The 18836-nt window shown below is 60.7% G+C and carries 21 protein-coding genes; 12 read left to right on the top strand and 9 right to left on the bottom strand.

What is annotated here, in order from left to right:
* Positions 1-120 precede the first annotated feature (120 nt).
* Positions 121-999: a LysR family transcriptional regulator gene (locus tag RUI03_RS00725; protein WP_317288362.1), complete on the bottom strand. Its 879-nt coding sequence runs from the start codon at positions 997-999 to the stop codon at positions 121-123.
* A gap of 146 nt (positions 1000-1145) precedes the next feature.
* Here RUI03_RS00725 and RUI03_RS00730 point away from each other — a divergent pair, with 146 nt between their 5' ends.
* Both RUI03_RS00730 and RUI03_RS00735 read left to right on the top strand, forming a co-directional pair.
* Entirely contained in the window at positions 1146-1721 is a 576-nt protein-coding gene (locus tag RUI03_RS00730; protein ID WP_317288363.1) for a hypothetical protein, read from the top strand.
* Between the two features lie 180 nt (positions 1722-1901).
* On the top strand, positions 1902-3071 hold the full coding sequence (locus RUI03_RS00735; RefSeq protein WP_317288364.1) for a hypothetical protein: 1170 nt from the start codon (positions 1902-1904) through the stop codon (positions 3069-3071).
* 52 nt (positions 3072-3123) lie between these two features.
* On the opposite strand, the gene hslU is transcribed toward RUI03_RS00735, so the two are convergent.
* From hslU to RUI03_RS00755, 4 genes are read right to left on the bottom strand one after another with little or no spacing between them, the layout of a single operon-like run.
* Positions 3124-4437: an ATP-dependent protease ATPase subunit HslU gene (gene hslU, locus RUI03_RS00740; protein WP_317288365.1), complete on the bottom strand. Its 1314-nt coding sequence runs from the start codon at positions 4435-4437 to the stop codon at positions 3124-3126.
* Between the two features lie 5 nt (positions 4438-4442).
* Positions 4443-4979, bottom strand: a complete 537-nt coding sequence (hslV, locus tag RUI03_RS00745) for an ATP-dependent protease subunit HslV (RefSeq protein WP_317288366.1) — start codon at positions 4977-4979, stop codon at positions 4443-4445.
* Positions 4976-5599, bottom strand: a complete 624-nt coding sequence (locus tag RUI03_RS00750) for a YiiX/YebB-like N1pC/P60 family cysteine hydrolase (protein WP_317288367.1) — start codon at positions 5597-5599, stop codon at positions 4976-4978. The genes hslV and RUI03_RS00750 overlap by 4 nt, the downstream gene beginning before the upstream one ends.
* Positions 5586-5930, bottom strand: coding sequence for a hypothetical protein (locus tag RUI03_RS00755; RefSeq protein WP_317288368.1), 345 nt, complete (start codon positions 5928-5930; stop codon positions 5586-5588). The genes RUI03_RS00750 and RUI03_RS00755 overlap by 14 nt, the downstream gene beginning before the upstream one ends.
* Before the next feature lie 190 nt (positions 5931-6120).
* On the opposite strand from RUI03_RS00755, the gene hisB reads away from it, so the two are divergent.
* The 8 genes from hisB to RUI03_RS00795 all read left to right on the top strand — a co-directional run bounded on the left by hisB (position 6121) and on the right by RUI03_RS00795 (position 12048).
* On the top strand, positions 6121-6744 hold the full coding sequence (gene hisB, locus RUI03_RS00760; protein ID WP_317288369.1) for an imidazoleglycerol-phosphate dehydratase HisB: 624 nt from the start codon (positions 6121-6123) through the stop codon (positions 6742-6744).
* A 4-nt stretch (positions 6745-6748) separates the two neighbouring features.
* Positions 6749-7354, top strand: a complete 606-nt coding sequence (locus tag RUI03_RS00765) for a hypothetical protein (protein ID WP_317288370.1) — start codon at positions 6749-6751, stop codon at positions 7352-7354.
* 86 nt (positions 7355-7440) lie between these two features.
* The gene (locus RUI03_RS00770; protein ID WP_317288371.1) at positions 7441-8328 is read left to right on the top strand and encodes a dienelactone hydrolase family protein; all 888 of its coding nucleotides are present in this window, start codon (positions 7441-7443) and stop codon (positions 8326-8328) included.
* A 66-nt stretch (positions 8329-8394) separates the two neighbouring features.
* Entirely contained in the window at positions 8395-9555 is a 1161-nt protein-coding gene (locus RUI03_RS00775; protein ID WP_317288372.1) for an MFS transporter, read from the top strand.
* A gap of 39 nt (positions 9556-9594) precedes the next feature.
* Positions 9595-10224, top strand: a complete 630-nt coding sequence (gene hisH, locus RUI03_RS00780; protein WP_317288373.1) for an imidazole glycerol phosphate synthase subunit HisH — start codon at positions 9595-9597, stop codon at positions 10222-10224.
* 3 nt (positions 10225-10227) lie between these two features.
* Complete coding sequence (gene hisA, locus RUI03_RS00785) at positions 10228-10959, top strand: 1-(5-phosphoribosyl)-5-[(5-phosphoribosylamino)methylideneamino]imidazole-4-carboxamide isomerase (protein ID WP_317288374.1); 732 nt, start codon at positions 10228-10230, stop codon at positions 10957-10959.
* Positions 10956-11720: an imidazole glycerol phosphate synthase subunit HisF gene (gene hisF, locus RUI03_RS00790; RefSeq protein ID WP_317288375.1), complete on the top strand. Its 765-nt coding sequence runs from the start codon at positions 10956-10958 to the stop codon at positions 11718-11720. The genes hisA and hisF overlap by 4 nt, the downstream gene beginning before the upstream one ends.
* 1 nt (position 11721) lies before the next feature.
* Complete coding sequence (locus RUI03_RS00795) at positions 11722-12048, top strand: phosphoribosyl-ATP diphosphatase (RefSeq protein ID WP_317288376.1); 327 nt, start codon at positions 11722-11724, stop codon at positions 12046-12048.
* On the opposite strand, the gene RUI03_RS00800 is transcribed toward RUI03_RS00795, so the two are convergent.
* Positions 12045-13043: an adenosine kinase gene (locus RUI03_RS00800; RefSeq protein WP_317288377.1), complete on the bottom strand. Its 999-nt coding sequence runs from the start codon at positions 13041-13043 to the stop codon at positions 12045-12047. The two genes, RUI03_RS00795 and RUI03_RS00800, sit on opposite strands and share 4 nt — an antisense overlap.
* Before the next feature lie 19 nt (positions 13044-13062).
* Here RUI03_RS00800 and RUI03_RS00805 point away from each other — a divergent pair, with 19 nt between their 5' ends.
* Complete coding sequence (locus RUI03_RS00805; RefSeq protein ID WP_317288378.1) at positions 13063-13497, top strand: hypothetical protein; 435 nt, start codon at positions 13063-13065, stop codon at positions 13495-13497.
* On the opposite strand, the gene RUI03_RS00810 is transcribed toward RUI03_RS00805, so the two are convergent.
* Both RUI03_RS00810 and rpsO read right to left on the bottom strand, forming a co-directional pair.
* Positions 13494-15269, bottom strand: a complete 1776-nt coding sequence (locus tag RUI03_RS00810; RefSeq protein WP_317288379.1) for an AmpG family muropeptide MFS transporter — start codon at positions 15267-15269, stop codon at positions 13494-13496. The genes RUI03_RS00805 and RUI03_RS00810 overlap by 4 nt on opposite strands.
* A 150-nt stretch (positions 15270-15419) precedes the next feature.
* Positions 15420-15758, bottom strand: a complete 339-nt coding sequence (rpsO, locus tag RUI03_RS00815; RefSeq protein ID WP_410795974.1) for a 30S ribosomal protein S15 — start codon at positions 15756-15758, stop codon at positions 15420-15422.
* Between the two features lie 144 nt (positions 15759-15902).
* Here rpsO and RUI03_RS00820 point away from each other — a divergent pair, with 144 nt between their 5' ends.
* Entirely contained in the window at positions 15903-17900 is a 1998-nt protein-coding gene (locus tag RUI03_RS00820; protein ID WP_317288381.1) for a glycoside hydrolase family 9 protein, read from the top strand.
* Here RUI03_RS00820 and RUI03_RS00825 read toward each other — a convergent pair.
* On the bottom strand, positions 17897-18793 hold the full coding sequence (locus RUI03_RS00825) for a DUF2785 domain-containing protein (RefSeq protein ID WP_317288382.1): 897 nt from the start codon (positions 18791-18793) through the stop codon (positions 17897-17899). The genes RUI03_RS00820 and RUI03_RS00825 overlap by 4 nt on opposite strands.
* Positions 18794-18836: the final 43 nt, after the last annotated feature.

Below are 18836 nucleotides of genomic sequence, written 5' to 3' on the forward strand. Positions count from 1 at the left end.
CGACTTTACCATGTCGACAGGTTAATGCCAGTGGCCTGAAGGCCACGGATTTGGCGGAAACACGCGGAAAATAAGGTTAACGGTGACGGTCGCGCCAGAAATTGCAGGCCGGACCCATCATTACCCCGTCCAGAATGGGGGCGGCAGAGCGCCCGCCATCGCGCGTGCAGCCACTTCATGAAGGGTCTGAATCGCCACGGCCATCGCTTCGGGATTGGCGTAGGCTTCCTGATAGACGACGTAAGCGGGGTAGTGGAATGTCGGCGCGTCCATCACCTGCGCCAGATGCCCCCGATCGAGATGGGCCTGGGCCAGCCGCTTAGGGAAATACCCTGCGCCGCCATTATTCAGCAGCATATTCAGCCCGAGAGACCCCAAATCGAGGGTCAGACCGGGATTATGCAGTGTGGGCCAGGTGACGGCGTGCCAGTCGCGATAGCTCTCCCCCCAATCCACAAAAACATAGTGTTCATCCAGCGGGACCGCCGGATCAGTAGTCACCAGCACCAGCTCATCTTCGAACAGCTCTTCGACCAGAAGGCCCGGGCGAAGCTCGGGGCGGTAGATGACGGCCACATCGAGGACACCTTCGGTCATCTCCCGCATCAGGCGCTGGGGCATGCCCACTTCACAGCGCAGGGCGACCCGCGGCGCCCGCTCCTGAAAAAGCGGCGCCCAGCGCAGTAAAAACCGGTTCCACAGGCTGTATTGCCCGCCGACGATCAGTGTGTCGTCGAAATTGTCCGGCACCGCCACCTGATGCTTGGCTTCTTCCCAGACCCGCACCATCGACTGGGCGAAGCGATAGAACTGATGACCGGCCGGGGTCAGTTCGCACTTCGATTTCGTGCGGATAAACAGCGTCTTGCCCAATTGCTGCTCAAGAGCCTTCACCCGCGCGGAGATGGTGGATTGCGTGACGAAGACGCGCTTTGACGCGGCGGCAAAGTTGCCAGCCTCCACGACCGCGAGAAAAGTTTTGGCCTGCGTCACGTCCATTCGATCATTATATCGATGTTTTCGATTTGAACCACCGATTAAATTCGGTTTTCCAAACTAATCATGCGCCCCATATCAGTATCAGGCCAGCAGCGACGATCCGCTGCCGGTCGGCCCGTCTGGGCCGTAATGAAAGGATTGAAGACATGTTGCTTTCACCATGGAAAACCGCCGCCGTCGCCCTGTTCGCAGGAGCCATGCCTCTTGCCGGGTTCAGCGCTGCTGACGCGGCTCCACAAAAATCCGATAACGCGCAAAGCGAAACAGCCGCCGTTGAGGCTGCCTATGACAATGCCAAAAAGATGGAAAGCAAAGGTCTCAAGCGGCTCGAGGACGCCACAGACCTGATCAAGAAAGGCCAGAAATCGGGCCGCGAGGGTCAGAAGCTGCTGGTCGATAACGAGAAAGAAGTCGCCGACCAGCGTCAGGCTTATGTTCGCGCCATTCGCGGCCTCGGTCTTGCCACAACATCGAAACAGGTCCGCAAGGAAATGAAAATGCTCGATGACATCGCGGACAAATGGGAAAAAGCCGAGGATCGCATGTCAAAGGGCGAGAAGCTGATCAAGGATGGCGAAAAGGATGTGGCCGAAGGCCAGTCACAACGCCGTGAAGCTGAAACGATGATTGCCAAGGCCCGTCTGCAAATGGGCGGCGCCGAGAGCCGGATCTCGCAAACCGAATCCGAATTCCGCACCGACGGCAACGGCTTCGAGGACTAATCCGAATTTCTTGGCTGGGGCCGGTACCGACAACCCGCGGCCACCACCCCTGGAAACCTGGGAATACAGAGCGGCGGCCTTCGGGCCGCCGTTTTTGTCTGGACGGTATAATGGTGAGGGGGCTTGCAATTTATTGGTAAACGGCAAATCTTCAATATTGGGAATTGGAGGAGACGCTGCATGACCACGTCCGAGACAGCACCAATCGATCGTTTTGATCCGAATGATGAACCCCTGCCATTTTTGAATAATTTCCAAGATGTGTTTCTGTCGATCGGCGTGATCGTCTTCCTCGTCGGGATCATGATCCTGATGACCATGACGTCGTCATCCATCGCCAACGAAACATCTGCCATCACCGCGATGGCTGTGATGTGCGCTGTCGTCCTGGCGATCGTGTGGTGGCTGTCGGAAATTCTGGTGCGGCGTCGCCGCAGAATTTTGCCCGGCATCGTCCTGTTTATTGCCTTCGTGCAGCTTTGCATCGGCCTTTATGGTAGCGGCTTTGCCTTGATCTTCGGTGAAGAGACGGTCAGTCAGTTCGAGAACGGAGAATATCCGGGCTTTGACGAAAGTGTCTTTGAGGGCGCCGAGCCGACCGACAAGAATTTTCGGGCGGCCGCCAACATGGCCGTTGCGGCCATCCCGCTGATGGCGAAGATTTTCATGCTGGGCCTGCCGCTGGCAACGCTGCTGGCATCATACTTCTACTATAGGCGCTTCAAGCTGCCGTTCTCCGTGGCGGGCGTTGCGACGGCGGCAATCGGACTACTGATCGTCAGCCTGTTTTTCGCGTTCCCGTATGATGTGGTGCGTTTTGCGCCGGTCGTTCTGCTGTCGTCCGGCCTCGCGTTGCTGGTCGCCGGGATTGTCTATGACATGAAGGATCCAGAGCGGGTAACGCGGTTCTCCGGCAATGGATTCTGGCTGCACCTCTTTGCGGCACCGCTCACGCTTTGGGGGGCGATGACGATCAGCACCCAGGGTCTCATCGTGGACTTCCCGGCTCTGGCGGAAGGCAACTTCACCGACTTCAAAAATCCGTTCACGGTACAGCAGTCCATTGTGACCCTGTGCATCATCGCCGTCTTTGGGGTCATTTCACTTCTTCTCAACCGCCGCGCCCTGGTTGTGTCTGGTCTTGTGACGGCAGGCATCGCGATTGGTGTCATCGTTCAGGCGACGGGGATCGGCGGCGCCGGTGTGGCGGCCGTGACGATGATCTGCCTTGGCGGCGGCATCCTGTTGCTCGGCATCGGCTGGAACGCGGCGCGCCGGGCGCTTCTGTCGATGGTGCCGTCGGCGGGCATCTGGGGGCGCGTCTTCCCGCGCAACGAAGTCGACGGCTGAATCAAAAAGGGCCGGTGACATCCCACCGGCCCTCCTGCAGTTTTCTATTCGTCTAGAGAATGTATTTTGACAGGTCGGTATTGCCGACCAGACCTTCAAGACGGCTGTCCACGAAGGCAGCATCAATCACCACGGTCTCACCGCTGCGGTCGGAGGCGGTAAAGGAAATCTCCTCCAGCACGCGTTCAAGGATCGTCGACAGACGACGCGCGCCGATATTCTCAACGCTAGAATTCACCGCTGCGGCCTGTTCAGCCAGGCGATCGATGCCGTCATCGGTAAATTCCAGCGTGACTTTCTCGGTTTCGAGAAGCGCCGTGTACTGTTTGGGCAGGCTTGCCTCGGTCTCCGTCAGGATGCGGCGGAAATCATCACGGGTGAGCGCGGACAGCTCAACCCGGATCGGCAGGCGCCCCTGCAGCTCGGGCAGCAGGTCGGACGGCTTGGCCACGTGGAACGCGCCTGATGCAATGAACAGGATGTGGTCGGTTTTTACCGGCCCGTATTTCGTTGCGACGACAGAGCCTTCGATCAGGGGCAGCAGGTCTCGCTGGACGCCTTCACGGGACACATCGGCCGACCCGCCGCGATCGGAGGAGCGAGCCACCTTGTCGATCTCGTCAAGGAACACGATACCGTCATTCTCAACCGCCGAAATCGCCTCGGTCGCCAGCTGCTCGTCGTCAAGCAGCTTGTCGCTTTCCTCATTGACCAACGGTTCGTAGGCGTCCTTCACGCGGATCTTGCGCGTCTTGCGCGGCCCGCCAAAGGCTTTGCCCATCATGTCGCTGAGGTTGATCATCCCCATCTGACCACCGGGCATGCCGGGAATGTCCATGAAAGGGGAGCTGCTGCGTCCTGTATCGATCAGTTCCAGCTCGACCTCGGATTCGTCGAACTCACCGGCGCGCAGGCGTTTGCGGAAACTGTCGCGCGTCGCCTCACTGGCCGTCTCACCAACGAGGGCTGTAATGACGCGATCCTCTGCGGCCTTGTGCGCGCGGGTGCGAACGTCTTCGCGTCGCCGGTCACGGACCAGCTGCATGGCGATTTCCATCAGGTCACGGATGATGGAATCAACATCCCGTCCGACATAGCCCACCTCGGTAAATTTGGTGGCTTCGACTTTCAGGAAAGGCGCGCCCACAAGCTTGGCGAGGCGCCGGGAGATTTCCGTTTTGCCGACGCCGGTCGGGCCGATCATCAGAATATTCTTCGGCGTGACCTCTTCTTTCAGGCCATCGGGCAGCTGCTGGCGGCGCCAGCGGTTGCGCAGGGCAACGGCGACGGCGCGCTTGGCGTCGTTCTGACCGACAATATAGCGGTCAAGTTCGGATACGATTTCGCGGGGGGTAAAATTGCTCATGATCCTCAGCCGCCAATCACTTCAACGGTCAAATTGTGGTTTGTGTACACATCAATATCGGCAGCAATGGCCATGGCCTTGCGCACGATCTCCTCGGCCGACAGGTCGGTATTCTCGTACAGCGCCTTGGCCGCCGCTGTCGCGAACAGCCCGCCTGAGCCAATGGCGATCACGCCGCCGTCAGCCAGCTTTTCGGGCTCGATCACATCGCCGAGGCCGGACAGCATCAGCGTCGTGTCTTTATCGGCAACGATCATCAAGGCTTCGAGTTTGCGCAGATAGCGGTCGGTCCGCCAGTCCTTGGCCAGCTCGACACAGGCGCGGGTCAGCTGGTTGGAATATTGCTCGATTTTTGTCTCCAGCCGCTCCAGCAGGGTGAAGGCATCGGCGGTCGAGCCGGCAAAGCCGGTAATGACCTGATTGCCGCCAATCCGGCGCACCTTCCGGGCATCGCCCTTGCTGACTGTCTGTCCCATGGAAACCTGCCCATCACCCCCTACGGCGATCTGTCCCTTTCGGCGTACGGCGAGGATTGTGGTCATGGGCTTCCTTTCAGGGGTGGCGTGTAGAGGCTGGGGAGGTAGTCATATCGGACCAGTTCCGCAACCGGCTGGAGGTGGGGCGACAGGCTCAGGTCTTCAAGGGTGATGACCGCGCGCCCCTCCCATTGGGTTTTGACCGGCACAGCATCCTTGCCCACAGCCGCCGAGAGGGCCTGCCACACCAGCTCGGTGCAATAGATCTGATCTTCCGTGTCGAGAGAAAACCCCCGGTCAAAAGGCAGCCGCGCAATGGCGGCATCCTTGGCCTTTGCGGTCATGGCCGGGATCTGCCTGGACGGGAATGTGGGGCGATAGATGCCGACCAGCGCGGCGTGGCCGAGAAATTCGTTGAGGGATTTGCTGGCGACCCGGGCGTCGGGGCTCGTCGGGGATCCGCCCGCATCGATAACGGACCAGTCCGACCCGTTTGCGATCGCAATCCCGACATGGCCATATCGCTTGTCGCCCACCGATGCCTGGGCGGCGATATCGGCCCAGCTGCCGGTCTGGCCGATAAAGATCACATCTCCCGTTTGCAGGAGGCGCGCGGGCAGATCACCGGTCTGCGCCGCCGCACTCCCCAGAAGGAGAAGACAGGCAAGTAGCCTATAGAGCTGCATTCATGGAGCAGGTCTTGATCGCCCCGAAAAACTGCGTGGCACCCTTACGGCTCAGCTTTTCGTCCGCAATGGCCTTGTCGAGGGCCTCTTTGAAGTCGGTGTCGTTGCGATAGGACTTCATCAGCTTGGCCATGGTCAGCTTGTCTTTCTTGTCAGCTGACTCCACACCGCCGCTCATGCAGCTGCAGAAGGATTTGCGCTCGGCCTTCGTGAAGTCGTCATTGGACTTGGCCATGGACAGACAGCCTTTCTCGACTTTTGAGTCGGGGTTCCCGCCGCAGGCGGTGAGGAGCAGGGCCGTGGCCGACACGGCGAAAAGGGAGCGCAACATTCGTCATTCCTCTCAGAGCAGGCGTCATTTGGCCCAGTATGGGCGACGCCGGTGGGCATGGTCCACCGTGCCCATGCAAATCAGGCTCAAATTCAATGCTTTTGTAGTGTTTCAATCTTTTGGCGCTAACCCGGTCCTGCGGCACAATCTCTTCTTTGCGCGGCCGCCCCTGGTCGGCTAGGAGCCCTGTATGCCTCTAGATCAAAACATCGCGACCGGCGCTCGTACGGCGACACGCACCCGCAAAACCAAAGAAACCGATATCACCGTCACCCTTAATGTGGACGGGACCGGCCAGGCTGATGTCCAGACGGGTATCGGCTTTCTCGATCACATGCTGGAAGGTTTTGCGAAGCACAGCCTGATGGACCTGCATGTCCGGGCCAAGGGCGACCTGCATATTGACGGTCACCATACGACCGAAGATGTCGGCATCGTGATGGGTCTCGCCTTTGCCGAGGCTATCGGTGATGCGGGCGGCATCGTCCGGTTCGGACACGCCTATATTCCGATGGATGAGACCCTCAGCCGGGCATCGGTGGATGTCTCCATGCGGCCCTATCTGATCTGGAAAGTGCACTTCACCCGCGACAAGCTGGGTGAGGTGGACACGGAACTGTTCAAGGAATGGTTCCACGCCTTTGCCATGAATGGCGGCCTGACCCTGCATGTGGAGAATATCTACGGCGAGAATAATCACCATATTGTCGAAAGCTGCTTCAAGGCGTTGGCCCGGTCGCTGAAAATGGCGGTGGCCATTGATCCGCGCCTCGGCGGGGCAAGTCCCTCAACAAAGGGCAGTCTTGGGAGCTGAGCCCATGATGCGGTCTGGTTTTGCCGTGTTGGTGGCGATCCTTTGCGCGTTGGCGCTCGTCACTGATCGCGCCGGTGTTCCGGCTGCCAAGATCGTTGATGTCGACCGGGACAGTCTCATGCCGGTCATTCGCCACCGCGATGAGATCGGGACAGATATTATCACTCGGCCCATCGGCCCGGCGCTCGTGGCTGTCCTGACCACATCCGTCGGCGAAGCCGAGACCTATCTGAACGAGCCGTCTTTGAGCGCGGAAGGCCTGTCGGCGGATGAGGCCTATGAGATCGCCGCCGCGAATTTTCGCGAATACATTGAGGGGAAGCTCAAGCTCATAGACGAGGCGGGGTTTGGCACCGTGACGCTGGACGGCCGGCGCGAGACCTCGCTTCTGGTGCTTGACGATTTTTGGGAGGGGCTGGCCGTCTCGACCGGAGCTTCGCCGATCATCGTTGCCCCGGCGCGGGAGATCCTGTTTGTCAGCAACGCGGCAAGCCCGATGGCGGTGGATGAGATCAAGGCTATTGGCCGATCTGCCCATGCCGCGGCGCAACAGCCGCTCAGCCCGGATGCGCTGATCTGGCGGGATGGTCAGTGGCACGCGTCTCCCTGACTTGAAATCGCAAAGGGGCTGTTTGCCGCACTCGCCGGGCCAGCCCTTGGCGTCTAGGTTCCTTTGAAACAAGAGAGGCGACCAGCATGACCGACCGTCAAACACCTGACCTGCCCCAGGGCGCATACGATCTTTACGACCAGTATTGCCACGGCGATATTTCGCGGCGCGTTTTTTTCGACAAGGTGCAGCGCTATGCGGTGGGCGGTCTGACCGTGGCCGCGCTGATGTCTGGCCTGCTGCCCAATTATGCGCTGGCCCAACAGGTCGCTGCCGATGATCCGCGCATCGAGACGAAAACCCTGACCTATCAATCGCCAAACGGGGCAGGGGAGATGGCAGGTCTGCTGGCGCGCCCGGCGGGTGAGGGCACACATCCGGGTGTCCTGGTCATCCATGAGAATCGCGGTCTTAATCCGTATATTGAGGATGTGGCCCGGCGCCTTGCGACGGCTGGCTATGTGGCTTTTGCCCCTGACGCGCTTTATCCGCTCGGCGGCTATCCGGGCAATGATGATGATGGCCGGTCGATGCAGCAGCAGCGCTCGCGCGATGAAATGCTGGAAGACTTCATCGCGGGTGCAAAGACGCTGGCGGAGCACCCCGCCTGCAACGGGTCGATCGGTGCGGTCGGGTTCTGCTTTGGTGGGTCCATGACCAACATGCTCGCCGTTCGCATGCCAGAGCTGAAAGCGGCCGTTCCTTTTTATGGCGGCTGGCCGACGGCCGAGGAGGCGGCGATGGTGGAGGCGCCTTTGATGATCCAGCTGGCCGGTCTTGATGATCGTGTGAATAGTGGCTGGCCAGACTATGAAAAGGCGCTGCTGGCCGCCAACAAGCAATACTCCGTTCACGTCTATGAAGGTGTGAACCACGGCTTCCACAACGACACCACAAGTCGCTACGACGAGGCGGCAGCGAAGCTGGCCTGGACGCGGACGCTGGCCTTTTTCAACCTCTATCTCGGCGCCTGAGGGCCGGGGCTTTCCCTTCGCTCAGCAACTCGCTAACGACCCGCCATCTTCAAAAGGTGATGGGTCGTGCTGCAGAAAATTGTGACGGCGCCAAACGGTGCACGCGCCTTCTTCCTGATGGCGGGTAGCTTCTACGGTACCTGGATTTCGCGAATTCCAGCGTTCGAGGATCGCTTCGAGGTGCCCCATGATGTGCTTGGCACACTGTTTCTCCTCATGGCGATCGGCGCTTTCGTCTCCTTTCCGATCGCTGGCTGGCTGTCGGACAAATACGGTCCTCGCCGAATGACCCGACTAGGCTCCCTCGCGGCAGCACCATTCCTCGTCAGCATTGCATTTGCCCCCACCGTCTGGACCTTTGGTCTCGCGCTGTTCCTCTACGGTTTCGGCAGCGGGATCATGGTTATCTCCATGAACGGATGGGGCACCGCGGTGGCCAAGGCGTCCCCTCGGCCGATCATGTCGGGGATCCACGCCATGTTCTCGATCGGCGCGGCGGGCGCGACGGCCATTGGCGCCGTCGCTGCCCACTACGGCCTGTCTCCTGCGCTTCACTATCTTGCCTTTGTGCTGGTCATCATGCCCCTCGCCCATGCCGTCGCCACCGCACCGTGGACGGATCGGGTCAAGGCCGTCGATACGCCGAAGGTGCCTCTGCGTCTGCCCAAAAAGGCGCTCGTCCTTGTGGCTGCCATCACGGCCTGCTCTGCGATCGGAGAGGGCGCCATGGCCGATTGGGGCGCGCTGCTGGCCATTGAAACCGTTGGCGTTGGCGAGGGCGCAGCGGCGTTCGGCTACAGCCTTTTTGCCGCCGCCATGGTCGTTGGCCGTCTGGGCGGAGATCCCTTCGTCCACCGGGTGGGCGAGGTCATGACGACCCGTATCAGTGGCCTGCTCGCAGCCATTGGCGTCCTGATCGCGGTGACGTCCGGCCATATCTATGTGACCTATCTGGCCTACGGGATCATGGGGCTGGGTTATGCCAATCTGGTGCCCCTCGCGATTTCCCGCGCCGCCGATGAGGATCCTGAGAACCCCGGTGCCTCCATCGCCACAGTGTCCAGCATGGGCCATGGCGGCATGCTGCTCGGGCCGGTGCTGATCGGTTTTGTGTCCGAGGCGACATCCCTGCGAACCGGTTTCGGCCTTCTTGGCGTCATCGCGCTGGGCGCCATCCTCATCGCAGGCGTGATGCGAAGGCCACAGGCTCACCCCCAGGCTGCGTGAGGGATTGCAGGGGCCGGGCGGACCGACTAACCGCCTCCCATGACCCAAAGCGTATGTTTGATCGACTATGGCTCCGGCAATCTGCACTCGGCGCACAAGGCACTGGTGAAAGCAGCCCATGACCATGACATCCATGCGGAGGTGCATGTCACTGCCGACCCGGCATTGATCACGGCCGCGGATCGCATCGTCCTGCCCGGCGTCGGGGCGTTTGGCGCCTGCATGGAAATGCTGGAGGCGCGGCCGGGATTGCGCGAGGCGTTGGAAGAAGCCGTTCAGGGCGCAGGCCGCCCTTTTCTGGGTATCTGTGTCGGGATGCAGCTGCTTGCCCGCACCGGGCTCGAGCATGGGGAGACGGCCGGCCTTGGATGGATCAACGGCCAGGTGCGTGCCCTCACTGCGCCCGGTCTGAAGATCCCGCATATGGGCTGGAATACCGTCCAGGGTCGCGGGCATGCCATTCTGCCCGAAGACGCCGATGCCTATTTCGTCCACTCCTATTGTTTTGATGCGGACGATCCGGCCTCGGTTCAGGCGACGTGCGGCCATGGCGAGGACTTTGCTGCGATGATCGGTCGGGATAACATTGTCGGCGTGCAATTCCACCCGGAAAAGAGCCAGGCCTACGGCCTGACACTGCTCGCCAATTTTATGAAATGGAGGCCTTGAGCCATGAGTTTTGCCCTTTGGCCCGCCATTGACCTGAAGGGCGGCAAATGTGTCCGCCTGCTGCATGGGGATATGGAGCAATCCACCACGTATGCTGATAATCCTGCGGCACAGGCGTGGAAGTTCCGGGATGTGGGTTTTGGCCACCTTCATGTCGTGGATCTCGACGGTGCCTTTGCTGGTAAGCCTGAGAATGCTGACGCGGTTGAGGCCATTCTCTATGAGACCGACGCCAAAGTGCAGCTGGGCGGCGGTATTCGCGATCTGGCCACCGTGGAACGCTGGCTGTCCCTGGGGGTGACCCGGGTCATTCTGGGCACAGCGGCCGTGAAGGATCCTGATTTTGTGCATGCAGCGCTGAAATCCTTCCCAGGGCGGATTGTCCTGGGTATCGATGCCAAGGACGGTTTCGTGGCGACGGATGGCTGGGGGGAGAAGTCCACTCTCGCGGCCAAGGATGTGATCGCCCGATATGATCGCGATGCCATTGCTGCGATCGTGTACACGGATATTTCCCGAGATGGTGCGCTGACCGGCGCCAACGTCTCCGCAACGCAGGAATTGGCTAGCGCGGTCGGTATTCCTGTCCTCGCCTCCGGGGGTGTGGCGGCGCTTCTTGATCTCGAGCTTTTGGCGCAACATCAGAGCGAGGGTGTCTGCGGCGCCATTCTGGGGCGGTCGCTTTATGAGGGGACGATCAACCCGCTTGAAGCACTGGCGCTGGAAAGATCATGACACTGAAGGTTCGTCTCATTCCCTGTCTTGATGTGAAGGATGGTCGCGTCGTCAAAGGCGTGAACTTTGTGGGCCTGCGTGATGCCGGTGATCCGGTGGACGCAGCGCGCGCCTATTCGGAAGCGGGCGCCGACGAGATCTGCTTTCTCGATATCACCGCCAGCCACGAAGGGCGGGGGACGCTTCTCGACATGGTGACCCGTACGGCAGAGCAGGCCTTCTGTCCCCTCACCGTGGGCGGTGGTGTGCGGAGCGTTGAGAATGTGCACGCGCTGTTGCATGCGGGCGCGGACAAGGTGGCGATCAATTCCGCCGCGGTCCGTGATCGGTCGCTGATCGACCGGGCCTCCCGCGCGGCCGGAAATCAGTGCGTTGTGGTCGCGATTGACGCCAAGTCAGTCGGTGATGATCGCTGGGAAATCTTCACCCATGGCGGGCGTGAGCCCACGGGCATCGACGCCATCGAATATGCGCAGGACGCGGCGCGTCGCGGAGCGGGGGAAATCCTGCTGACGTCCATGGATCGCGATGGGGTGAAGGGCGGCTATGACTTAGCCCTGACCCGCGCGATTGCCGATGCGGTATCGATCCCTGTGGTCGCCTCGGGTGGTGTGGGTAATCTGCAGCATCTGGTGGACGGCGTGACGGAAGGTCATGCCTCTGCGGTGCTGGCCGCCAGTATCTTTCATTTCGGCGATCACTCGATTGCTGAGGCCAAGGGCTATATGGCGGAACGCGGCCTGCCGATGAGGATGAGCTGATATGTCTGAGATCGGATCTGTACTGGATCGCCTGATGGCAACCGTTCTAAGCCGAAAGGGCGCTGATCCGTCCACGTCCTATACGGCCAGTCTCCTATCCAAAGGCCCGGCCCGCTGTGCCAAGAAGTTCGGGGAAGAGGCGGTCGAGGCCGCCCTTGCAGGCGCACTTGGCGACAAGGATGAGCTGGCAGCGGAAAGCGCCGACGTGCTCTATCACCTTGCCGTCCTGCTCGCCGCCAACGATGTCACTTTGGATGATGTCGCAGCCAAGTTGGCCGAACGTGAAGGCACGTCCGGCCATGAAGAAAAGGCGTCGCGGACCTCTTAGAGAAGTCCGTGCTTCTTCGCGAGGTCGAGAAGGCTGATCTGTGGGCGCGGGCCCATGTGGGAGATGACTTCCGAGGCCGAGAGCGAGCCCAGACGCGCGCATTGGTCCAGCGGCATGTCCCGGACAAAGCCATACAGGAACCCGCCGGCATAGGCGTCGCCCGCCCCGGTGGTATCGACCAGCTGCGGCGGCGTATAGGCTTCCACATCCTCCGGCGCGTGGTCAGGACCGAACACCATTGATCCGCGTTCGGACTTCGTGACCGCGCCGAAGGGGACGATCTCGCTCATTTCCTTGGCCAGGGCCGCCGCATTGTCGTGATTGCCGAACAGGGCGTGCGCCTCGTCCTCGTTGGCGAACAGAATGTCGATATGGTCCTTGATGAAGGCGAGGAGAGCGTCGCGATTGCGCTCGACCACGCCCACATCGGAGAGGGTGAGGGCGGTCTTGCGACCGGCGGCGCGGGCAAACGCGCTGGCCTTGACGAGCGCCTTGTTCGGCAGGTCCTGCTCGAACTGATAGCCCTCGAAGTACACGACCGCTGCGGTCTGGATGTACGTTTCTTCCACATCGTCAGGGGCAACCATGGCTGCGGCGCCGAGATAGGTGGCCATTGACCGTTCCGCATCGGGTGTCACGGCGATCAGGCAACGGCCGGTTGGCATATCACCTTCGATGGAGCGCGTCGTCATCTCGACGCCCGTATCCTTCATCGATGCGCGATAGACATCGCCCAGCTCGTCATCGGCCACCTTGCCGATAAAGCCGGCCTTGCCGCCAAGGCTCGCCAAGCATGCCATCGAATTGCCTGCAGAGCCGCCGGCGATCTGGTCGGTGGGGTTGAGGGCGGCGGTGATGATTTCGGCCTTGGCCGTGTCGATCAGCACAAAGGCCCCTTTCGGAATGCCGTGCTGCTCAAGAAAGGCTTCATCCGTGTGGGCAAGTACGTCTACGATTGCGTTCCCGAGGGCGATCACGTCTAATTGGTGCGTCATACCGGTTTTGAGGTTCTCCATGTTTGTCTCCGGCCCTAGCCGCTTTCTTGTCACTCGGGCAATCGTTGCCCTTTGCGCCACCACAGCGCTGGTGGCGTGTCAGACCACACCACCGGCGCCAAGTGAAGCTGCGGCGCCCGTGGAGGCGGAAGATACCGACCCCATTGCGGCGCTGATCGGCAGTGTGCCGGCCAATCAGAAAGTAGCGGGCCCGAAGGCGGATGCATTTATCGGCAGCCCCGTGGCTAAGCTTGAAGGCGTTACCGGCGCCCCTGCGCTGGTCCGGCGCGAAGGCCAGAACGAGTTTCGGCGTTATGACCTCGGGTCCTGTCGCGCCTATGCCGTGGTCGTCCCGGCAGGCGGTACCGTCGTCGGCCTGACCACGGGTCCGGCCGCCACAGACATGAAGACGATGGCGTTTGAGGACTGCACCGCCCGGGTGCCGGGCGTCTAGGTCGTTCGTTCGGCCAGGATCGGTTTGGGCGGTCGTTTTTTGCTCATCGCCATGACAACCAGCACCAGAATGGCGGCCGGGATCGCGTAGCTGGCGGTCACCAGGAAAAACGTCTCATAGCCCATGGCATCGGCCATCACGCCTGAGAAGCCCGCAAGCAACTTGTTCAGCAGGGCATAGAGCGACGAGAAAAGCGCATATTGGGTGGCGGCGAAGGCGGGGTCCACGAGGCTCGACAGATAGGCGATAAAGACCGTGGTCACAAACCCGCCCGCCACATTGTCCGCACAGATCGCAAGGGTCAGAAAGCCCGGGTCCGTGCCCGCGGCGTGGGCCGCAAAATAGGCATAGAAACCGTTGGTCACGAGGGTCAGGATCGCACCAACGACCAGCGAGCGCATGACGCCGATCGTGTTCGCGACGATTCCCCCCAGAAAGAGGCCGACGAATGTTGCAGGCACGCCAAAGGCGGACTGGATCGCCCCGATGGTCTCGGTGCTATAGCCCAGATCCACATAAAGCGGCCCGGCCATCACGCCCATCGTGAAGTCACTCGTCCGGTAGATCAGTACAAGGATCAGAATGGGGACGAGGACGACGCCGAACCGGTCCCAGACCTGCAGAAACGGTGTGCCAAAGGTCTCATACATTTTGCCGCGGGGCTGCTCTGCCGTGGGGGCAGGAGTGCCGGTCCTATTGAAACTGAGGCTCACCAGCCAGCCGAAGGCTCCGATCGCGGCGAGGGATACGGCAACGACCGCAAGCCTGAAGAAGGGGGAACTGGCATCCACCGTGGTCAGCTGATCGGCAATTTCACGGGAAAAGACATACGACAAGCCGACAGCGGCCATCGCGCCGCGCAACGCCATACCGCTCCGTGTGCCGCGCAGGACCAAGCCGCCGAGGATGAAAGTGAGAGCGGCGAGGCCGGCGAGCAGATAGATGAAGGTGTCGCCTTCGGGCACCTTGGTATCGACATTTACCCAGCGCAGCGCTCGGGTAATAACGATAAGGGCCGTACCCACCGCGACGGCGTTCCACGGGCCAGCAAAGAGAGGGAGGTTGTCTGTCGGCTTGGCCGTCTTGCGGCTGGCAGGCTCCGAGATCAGGATGACGAGCGCGGCACAGATCGCCATGGCCAAAGCCATGACCGTGAACGACACGGTCCAGCTATAATTGCCCGCAATGACCAGTCCAAGCCCTGAGAAAAGCAGCGCGCCGCGATAGCCCAGCGAATACGAGGCGGCCATGTTGGCCTGTGCCTCGGTTGGCGCACTTTCGATCCGCCAGGCGTCGATCGAGACATCGAGCGTGGCCCCGGCGAAGGCGACGAGACCTGCGCCAAGAAGAACGGGCATCAGACTGTCTGCCGGACTGGCCGTAGACAGGATCAGCAGGCCAAGAACAGTGCCGCCGATGGACACCATCATCCATGACCGTCTGTGTCCGAACATTCGGCCGATCACGGGAATGACCGTCTTGTCGATCACTGGGGCCCATATCCATTTGAGCGTATAGGCGAGGCCGATCCAGTAGAAGAAGCCGATCGTTGACCGCTCAATGCCGACTTCACGCAGCCAGATCGAAGTCTTGGAGTAGAACATGTAGAGCGGCAGGCCCGAGGCGAAGCCAAGCATCAACATGGCCAGCATCTGCGGTCGCAAATAGGTCTTCAGCCAGGACGGCACCCAGCCCCAGCCGGCTTGGTCGAGATAAGAAGGGGGCCAGGTCGGGCCAGTGGCCACTGGGGCCTTCTCTTCCTGGGTGCTCATGGGATTCTCCTGCCGTCCGACGCTAGTCTAGCCCGTTCGGCCCCGGCAATGGTTAACGGTGTTGCTTGCGATAATGAAAACCGCGCCAAACAGCAAAAAACCCGCCGGGCGGTGCCGCGGCGGGTTCTGAAGACTTCAGGCGTGTCCGGCTTAGCGGCGCAGGCCCAGGCGTTCGATCAGCGACTGGTAACGCGCTTCTTCTTTGCCTTTGACGTAGTCGAGCAGGCGACGACGCTGGGAAACCATTTTGAGCAGGCCACGACGGGAGTGGTTGTCTTTTTTGTGCTCTTTGAAGTGGTCGGTCAGGTTGTTGATCCGCTCGGTCAGGATCGCAACTTGAACTTCAGGGGAGCCGGTGTCGCCTTTTTGCGTGGCGTATTCGGCAATAAGCTCGGCTTTGCGAGCAGCTTCGATAGACATCTGTTTTCTCCGCGGCACCGATAAGGAACTGTCTCGCCAGGGTACCGTCCAGCGAGAGTGAGGGCCCATAGCCAAGCCAGCAGACAAGCGCAACCCGATAGTGATCCAATGAAACCGTTGCGCAAACTCTTTTTGTCAGCAAAACTACTTTCAATATCAAAGCCCGGCTCACGAATTGAAGCCGCGGCGATCGAGGAAACAAGGGCTCTCATCATGTCGACAATTCGGCGCCTGCTGGCGATTTCCGTATGTACCTCCGTTCTGGCGGCTTGTGGCGGTGGTGGAGGCGGCGGTGGATCAACGTCGGTACCGAATAATCCTCCTCCCCCTCCTCCCCCTCCGCCGCCGCAATCATCAGCGCGCATTGAGGGCGATGGCCCGTTCCTGGTTGTGGATCAGTTCGGCTATCGGACAGACATGGAGAAGATTGCGGTCATCAGAAATCCGGTGACGGGGTTCGATGCCGACGATCTGATCGACCCGGCCGATGAATACTTGGTCGTCGATGAGGCCACAGGCACCACCGTCCTCACTGTCTTGCCAACCGAATGGAATGGGGGCGCTTCCCATAGCGGATCTGGTGATGAGGCCTGGTGGCTCGATTTTTCCGCGGTGACCGCGCCGGGCACATACACGATCAGAGACAGCGAAGACCTTGTCGTATCTGCGAGCTTCGAGATCGGTGATGACGTCTATGACGATGTTCTGAAGGCGGCACTCAAGGTCATGTTCTATCAGCGTGCCGGCTTTGCGAAAGATGCGGCCTATGTGGGTACAGGCTGGGCCGACGGCGCCAGCCATGTCGGGCCGGGGCAGGATACAGAAGCGCGCCTTTACAGCGCACCGGGTGATGCGTCGACGGAGCGGGACCTCCACGGCGGCTGGTACGATGCGGGCGACTATAACAAATATACCAACTGGACCGCTGATTATGTCATCAGCCTTCTGACGAGCTACATGGAGCGTCCCGCGATCTGGACCGACGATGTCGGCATCCCTGAAAGCGGCAATGGCATCCCTGATATCCTCGATGAGGTGAAGTGGGGACTGGACTGGCTCATCCGCATGCAGAATGCAGATGGCTCTGTGCTCTCGATCGTTGGTCTTGACGGCGCGTCACCCCCTTCTGCTGCGACCGGGCCGAGTACCTATGGACCGGAAAGCAGCTCCGCTACCCTGACGACAGCAGCGGCCTTTGCTCTGGCGAGTGAAGTCTATGGGGGCCTTGGCGACGCGACGCTATCGACCTACGCAGCGGATCTTGAGCAGCGCGCAGAAGAGGCATGGGACTGGGCTGTCGCCAATCCAGACGTCACCTTCCGCAATAATGACTCTGCGATGGGCAGCCAGGGACTGGGTGCGGGGCAGCAGGAAGTCAGCGATGAGGCGCGCGCGGAGAAGAAGCTGTCAGCGGCCATCTATCTGGCTCATGCCACCGGCGAGTCCGGCTATCACGACTATGTGACAGCCAATTACAGCGCGTCGAAAATGGTCGGCAGCTTTTATATCAATGGCTTTGAGGCCAATTCCCAGCGCGACCTCCTGTTTTATACATCCGTCTCCGGTGCAAACCCGACCGTCGCCACAACGATCCTCGACCGGTACGAAACGGCGATGGCGGGCTCTAATGAACTATGGCAGGCCGTGGATGGCGAAATTGATCCTTACCGGGCCTATCTTGGCGCCTATACCTGGGGCAGCAATGCGGTCAAATCGCGAACCGGCATGCTTTATGTCCAGCAGGCCTCCTATGGCCTTGGCACCCAGTCCGTGGACGCGGCAATGGCGGCGGGCGCTGGCTACATCCACTATCTGCACGGCGTGAATCCGCTGGGGCTCGTTTATCTGTCCAACATGGCGGCAGAGGGAGCCAAAAAATCGGTCGACACCTTCTACCACACGTGGTTCAGCGATGGCAGCGCGCTATGGGATTCCGTAAGCGGATCAACCTACGGTCCTGCCCCGGGATTTTTGGTTGGTGGTGCCAACCCGTCCTATGACTGGGATTCCTGTTGCCCGACGGGATGCGGTTCCGCCGCCAACAATAATCAGTGCGGCATTACACCGCCCGCGCCACCTGCAGGACAGCCGACACAGAAATCCTATCTGCAATTCAATGATGGCTGGCCGCTCAATTCATGGCAGGTGACTGAAAATTCGAACGGTTACCAGACGGACTATATTCGTCTTCTGTCCAAGTACGTGGACTAGGGCAGGGCGCGGAGCGTCGCCTCCGCCCCCGGCAGGAGGGCGCGTATGCCCTCATTCTGGCTCAGGCTGGCATTGATATAAACAGCCTGAGCAAAGGCTCTGAGGTTGTGGAGCGCTGCCAGCCCGGCCTGGGACTCATAGGCCGTGTCCCACCCATTGGACGGCGCGGCTGAGGCCGTCAACTGGGCCCACCAATCGCTCCAGTAGGCGTCGTCACGGTCATTGCGCGCTGACATGAAGAGAATGGGACGTGCCAGTCGTCCCGGCTCCCCATAAATATAGAAATGCGCATCGTCAGGCACAGTCTGTGCAGCGATGGCCGCCGCCAGCCGGTGGAGCTGATCTGATGTCAGCTTATCGTTCAGGGCCAGCTGCATGGCAAAATCGGCGCCGTGCGCTACGCCATGGCGCCAGCCGTCTGTTTCGTCATAGCCGCGATAGTCTGTGATGCCCAATAGATAGCCGGCTGCGGCGGCGACCAACGCATCAAGACCGTCCGGGGTCATCGTATCGCCAAAGCGGTCGGTGCGAGCGATCTCAGAGAGGACAAGTGCGGCGAAAGGCTTTTCAAATCCGGCCGCGTCGGCGGGCGCCGACAGGACACCCATCAGCTGGTCGCTCAGTGAGCGGATGGTATCGGTCTCCAGCTGGTCGCCACGCAGAAGAGCCGAGAACCCTTCATAGGCAATCTTGTCGCGAAGAACGGGATCGGGAGACGCGAGGCACGCGGCGAGGTCGAGGGCAAAGGTCCGACGCGCAGCCGGATCGGCGATCACAAAGCCGCCCTCGCGCAGTTCCAGAAGGCCGTCCCGGTCGAGGCCGAGCGGCGCGCACTCAGCCGCATGGGCCGATCCCATGCAGCAAAAGGCAATGGCAAAGCAGGCTGACCGCATCAACATCTCCCGATTGGCGTGAAGCCGGGATCCGTCGAGGCGG

The sequence above is a fragment of the Parvularcula sp. LCG005 genome (genome assembly GCF_032930845.1).
Classification (GTDB): Bacteria; Pseudomonadota; Alphaproteobacteria; order Caulobacterales; family Parvularculaceae; genus Parvularcula.